At 64.9% G+C, this 3,551-nt stretch carries 6 protein-coding genes; all 6 read right to left on the minus strand.

Going from position 1 to position 3,551, the window contains the following annotated elements; all coding sequences use genetic code 11:
* Positions 1 to 148 precede the first annotated feature (148 nt).
* The 6 genes from AB6O04_RS20540 to AB6O04_RS20565 all read right to left on the minus strand — a co-directional run bounded on the left by AB6O04_RS20540 (position 149) and on the right by AB6O04_RS20565 (position 3,141).
* Complete coding sequence (locus tag AB6O04_RS20540) at positions 149 to 625, minus strand: YiiX/YebB-like N1pC/P60 family cysteine hydrolase (protein WP_368566281.1); 477 nt, start codon at positions 623 to 625, stop codon at positions 149 to 151.
* Positions 615 to 1,070, minus strand: coding sequence for a hypothetical protein (locus AB6O04_RS20545; RefSeq protein WP_368566283.1), 456 nt, complete (start codon positions 1,068 to 1,070; stop codon positions 615 to 617). Before AB6O04_RS20545 ends, AB6O04_RS20540 begins: the two co-directional genes overlap by 11 nt.
* Before the next feature lie 77 nt (positions 1,071 to 1,147).
* Positions 1,148 to 1,432: a hypothetical protein gene (locus AB6O04_RS20550; protein ID WP_368566284.1), complete on the minus strand. Its 285-nt coding sequence runs from the start codon at positions 1,430 to 1,432 to the stop codon at positions 1,148 to 1,150.
* Positions 1,433 to 1,655: 223 nt separating this feature from the next.
* Positions 1,656 to 2,348, minus strand: coding sequence for a hypothetical protein (locus tag AB6O04_RS20555; RefSeq protein ID WP_368566285.1), 693 nt, complete (start codon positions 2,346 to 2,348; stop codon positions 1,656 to 1,658).
* Positions 2,349 to 2,354: 6 nt separating this feature from the next.
* Positions 2,355 to 2,924, minus strand: coding sequence for a putative phage tail protein (locus AB6O04_RS20560; RefSeq protein WP_368566286.1), 570 nt, complete (start codon positions 2,922 to 2,924; stop codon positions 2,355 to 2,357).
* A gap of 76 nt (positions 2,925 to 3,000) precedes the next feature.
* The gene (locus AB6O04_RS20565; protein WP_368566287.1) at positions 3,001 to 3,141 is read right to left on the minus strand and encodes a hypothetical protein; all 141 of its coding nucleotides are present in this window, start codon (positions 3,139 to 3,141) and stop codon (positions 3,001 to 3,003) included.
* Positions 3,142 to 3,551 lie beyond the last annotated feature (410 nt).

Below are 3,551 nucleotides of genomic sequence, written 5' to 3' on the forward strand. Positions count from 1 at the left end.
AATTGGCTTGGATGCCGAATGACGTTTCCGATGGCGCGCTACCGGTTCGCTGCACAACCTCCAACGTCTATGCCGCCACCGACAGTCGGGCGAACTGCACCGCGGCGGCGAAGGGCTCGACATAGCAGGTGCGAGTCGTCGCGGCAGGTTACTCGGTTGGCGTTGGCGTGACGCCCTGGGCCAGCATCCACAGGTGCCCCGGCGTGACGCGGTGCACGCTATCCGGACGGAACAACGCATAGCCGGCCTGCGCGAACGCCCAGGCCACCAGTTCCGAGCAGAACCAGCTATCGGGCTCTTGCCAGTCGCGTCGCCCGATAAAGCCGAGAATGGCGCTGGTGTCATAGGGCTTACCCAGTTGGCTGCGCGCCGCCGCCAGCACCGCGTCGGGTCGTGCGCATCGCAAGTACATGGCGGCACGCCGATCCTCGGGGCGGACCGCATCCCGCCAGGACACCTCGCGAACGCCGTGCCCCGCGGTCGATTCAATGACCCGATCGCCAACGCGGAAGCCAACGTGGCTCCACGGCGACCAGGTGCCCAGCCGAATCAGCTTTGAGCCGAGGCTGCGGCGCTTGGTGAAGAACAGTTCGACGGCCGGCGGCGTGGTGAGATCACGCTGCATAGGGCACCTGCGGATACTGTGGATTCCATTCACTCAAGGCGGCCACATCGGTGACCGTCTCGACCCAATCGCTACAGGCGCGGCGCCAAGCAAAGACCGCGCCGCTGACGTGACTGTAGGCGTTTCCTTTGGCAATAACGGACGCGCAAAGCGCTGCCTTGTCGGTACCGCCGCACAGGCTGTCGATCAGCGGCGTGGGTGCCGTCGAATCGGCCAGCCACGTGGTGGCTTCGGCCAGCTGCACCGGCCAACTGGATACTTCGGAGGTCGCGTACTGCGACAGGATCGGCGCCAGGGTGCTGTCGACCGCCGCGTGCAAGTGGACGATGGCGAGCGCACGCGCTTCGTCCAGCGTCGGCAAGGATTGCGCGCCGAACGGCTGGGCCGTGTTGCCGGACGCGCACCAGGCCTCGTAGAGCGCCCACTCCGGGTCACCGATGGTCACATAGGCACTGCTTCCGTCAGAGTTGATAGCCAGGCACGCATCGGTTCGGCCCGGGATAGTCTGATAGCGATCCATGCTCAGAACCCTACGTCGATGATGACCACGCCCGGCTGGCCGTCACCACCATTGCCGGGCGTGTTGCCGGGGCCGCACCCACCTCCGCCGTCGCCCCCGGACCCATAGCCTGGTCCACGCCCGCCGTTGCCACCGCCCGCTTGACCACCGCCCCCGCCCGCGCCCCCGCAGGCGGTAAACGTCGGGTAGGTGCCGATTACGGCTTGACTAGCGTTGCCGCCCATCCCGGCACCACCTGCCGCACCCGCCGTGCCCGAGGTCTGGCCGAGCCCGCCACTGCGGGACACGCCGCCGGCCGTGCCGTCACCAGCCACAGCCCCTCCGCCGCCGGCACCGCTCCCGCCCGCCAGCGCGGTGGCCGGAAGATAGTTGGAACTTCCCCCAAACGCACCGGCTCCGCCGCTACCGCTACCGGAGGGGGCCGGCGCGGCCGTCCCCCTCCGGTGCCCGCTCCCCCGACTGCGGCCTGCCCCAGGGCACCCACGCCGGCAAAGCGGAGTCGAGTGGCCATCAGGGCAAGCTCACGATGCCATTGAAGGTGACGTTGCCGGCGACGGTTTGATCCGCAGGCGTCACCTTGTCCAACTTGTTGGCCATCTCAGCCACGATCGGACCCAACGCTGCGGCAATCGCCTGATTGACCCACGCCGTGTTCGCCACGCTCTGGTCGTTGGATCCGACGGGCGGCGTCGGCACTGAATCCAAGGTCAACGAGATCTGCGCCAGGCGCCATCGGTTGATCGACGCATCGTAGATCGCGGTGACATACCCGCCTGGTTTGATGTCCCCGGGGCCGAGCGCGGCGCCATCGGGCCGCACCAGCGGCCGCGCGCCCAGCAGGGTGCTCGTGGTCATGCCCAAGTTGAGAACGGCAGGCCCCGTGTTTGCCGCAGCGGGACGGAATGTGACGGCATTGCCGTCCATTCCCGTGAAGTTCGGCGGCAGCGGAAACGTATTGGCGCCGGCGTGCGGCGTCAGCTCTACCACGTTGGCTGAGCCGACGTCGTTGAAGATGGCCGCACTGCGTCCGGCAATCGCCATCGCCTGGGCCAACTGTGTCGTGTCGGCCAGATTCGAGCTGAGCGGCAACGCCGCCCTTCGGACGGCATTCTCGTTCTCGCTGGCGAGGTTGTTGAACTCCTCTGCCGTCAGACGCCCCGCGGAGCCGGACGTGTTGTTGAGTTTGGTTTGGAAGTCGAGCATATGGCCTCAGTCGTAAACGAAGACGAGCCGCACATTGGCGGGCGTGATGTCCTGGAAAATGCATTCCAGCAAGGGATTTCGGTACAGCCCCAGCGGCACCGGGAAGTCGTACACGAAGTGCGGGGATTGGTGCCCCGTCACGTACACGTAGAGCGTGAATCGGCCACCATCGGCCGAGAAGAACAGCGGGAACGACAGCGGGAAAGTTTCGATGTTTGCGCCAGGCTCCACGCGCACATCCAGACCGGTTAGCTCGCGACCGAGCGCCTCGAACTGTGCCTTCGTAACCACCGGCGTACGTCGAAGGCGCGCAATCACATCGGCTCGTCGATCCGCCAACGTCTTGTCGGCGATCGACACACACGGGCTCGGAAGGCCCACGGACGTTTCCCACGCTTGGATCAACGCATCGGTCTGCTCGATGTTCAACTCCACGTCGAGTTGGTCGACCAGATTGCGGGCCAATCCGAACGGAGCGGCGGCTCCGCCCACCAGCGCCCGCATGTGGGTGCCGGCGACGCGCTTGGCCATCCATGCCCGGCCTTCGGGCAGGTGATCCGCCAATTGGTCGGGCATCGTGCTGGCGCATCCAGCCCGACCTCGCACGCCACCCAGCCTGGCTGTACCCAGCCAGACCCGACCCAGCATTTCTTCATGTCTCCCTCTGCTGCATGCCAACACCAGCATCTGACCGCGGGCTGCATTGACCGTCACGCGGGCTGTCGATGTATAAGTCGGCCTGCTGGCAGCCGAAGGTGTAGTCGCTGTTGGTGTCGAGCTTGCGGTATTTCATGGGGTTCCAAATAGAAAAGCCCGCACTGGGCGGGCCGAATAAAGTTGTATACCATAGGCGGGAAGTGCTTACGATTCCCGGGGCAGTCCACCGATCATCTACAGCGAACAATCATCACATGATTCAAAGCTTCCGCCACAGAGGTTTGAGCCGTTCTTCCTGACTGGATCGACTCCCAACAACCAGGGCGAGCACACCGCCGAGTTACGTACTGCGGCGCCGAGCGTCAACATGGCATTGAGGAATGCTGGCCGCTTGACCGAACAGACAGTTGTCGGCAGTTCGACCGCCTTAATCGGTGAGTCTGCTAGGGATCAGGTGCGCTACCGGATCCATCGCTCACTATTGACGAAGCACGGTCTGCAATTGCCGTTGACGAAGATCCGTCGCCGCGGACACTACTTTGTCAA

It is taken from the genome of Pseudoxanthomonas sp. UTMC 1351 (assembly GCF_040948865.1).
Classification (GTDB): Bacteria; Pseudomonadota; Gammaproteobacteria; order Xanthomonadales; family Xanthomonadaceae; genus Pseudoxanthomonas_A.